This window comes from Caballeronia terrestris (genome assembly GCF_001544515.1).
GTDB lineage: Bacteria > Pseudomonadota > Gammaproteobacteria > Burkholderiales > Burkholderiaceae > Caballeronia > Caballeronia terrestris.
The window spans coordinates 1-1,332 of record NZ_FCOL02000420.1 but is presented as its reverse complement, the minus strand read 5'-3'; the positions used below and the strand labels follow the sequence as shown (position 1 = coordinate 1,332).

The 1,332-nt window shown below is 65.2% G+C and carries 1 protein-coding gene; it reads left to right on the top strand.

All coding sequences use genetic code 11. The features are described 5' to 3' along the window. On the top strand, positions 1-1,332 hold a 1,332-nt coding region (locus AWB67_RS37930), incomplete at both ends, for an MAC/perforin domain-containing protein (RefSeq protein WP_143746818.1).

Below are 1,332 nucleotides of genomic sequence, written 5' to 3'. Positions count from 1 at the left end.
CTCCAGGACGGCGGCAAGCCGAAGGCGATCGACTGGCCCGGCGGCGGCGAGGACAAGACTCTCAAGGATCTTCGCGCCTTTCTCAAGGAGGACGCGCCAGCGGAGCTGCCCTTCCTCGACACTGCGCAGAAAGCGGTGCCGCTCGACATGGAGCCTTTCGAAACCGTGGGCAGCAAGCTCGGCAAGGCCGATGACAAGCTCCGACTCCTGCGTTTTCGCTTCGAGACGCCGCGCAAGCGCAATGTCACGACAACCACGGGGGCGTCGTCCGCGACCGGGTCGAGCGCCGTCGCCGCTGCCACGGCAGCTGCGTCCGGCGCGACGCCGAGCCTTCGCGATCCCCAGGACATGCTCTCGCCGTTGCTCGGCCGGCCAAGCATCCCCATCGGTGCGCCGCAGGACGTGTTCGATCGCATGGATATCTCGGAGCAGGTGGCGCTGTTGGCTGCGTTGCGTCACCTGCACGGCCTGCGGTTCGTGCTCGCGGCCGATCTCAGCTACGAACTCGAACGCGCGCTGCGCCCGGCCTTCGATGCCGAATGGACGGCAGACTTCCTGACGGTGGTCCGCCCGATCACGTCGACACGCTTTTCGGCCTCGGCTACCCAGGTGCGCACCCTCGACGCGATCTCGTCTTCGCTTTCATGGAACGTCGGCGGTTCCGTCGGCGTCGAGGGGAAGGCGGCGAGCCTGTCCGTCAAGTCGGATTACAAGGACGAAACGACGCAGTCGAAAGAATCGGCAAGCAGCCAATTGCATCTGCGGGTCGAGTATCTCGTCGCGCGGGGCGAGATGGTCATCGATCCGCGCAGCGTCGTGCTCTCAAAGCCCCTATTCGACGATGTCAGCGCGCTGGCCGCCCTCGCGAAAAGCAACGCAAAAGCGGACCTGGTCGGCGGGCTCGCGCGAATCCTCGACAGCTACGGCACCCATGTGCCGCTGCGCACGATCTTCGGCGGCAAGCTGATCTATCGACAGGACCGCAAGCTCGAAGCCAATACCGACAAGAACGAGCGCGCGCGCGAGTTCAGCGCCGATGTGCAGGGCAGCTACAAGGCCGTGACGGCTAGCGCGCGCAGCGGATTTAAGACTAAAGAATCAGCGACCAAGATCTACGAATCGAACGATCAGGGCATCGAGGTGACCGCGTCGGGCGGCAACCCCGCGCTCGCGCTCGATCCTTATGGATGGGCTGCGACGCTGAGTCACGCCGGCTGGTGGAACGCGATCGCTTTCGCCGACGTCGTGCCGCTCCTGTCGCTCCTGCCCCCGCAGTTCAAGCAGGCAATCGTTCCGATCGTGCTCGAAAGGAGCGACCTCGCGGCCAGGCTG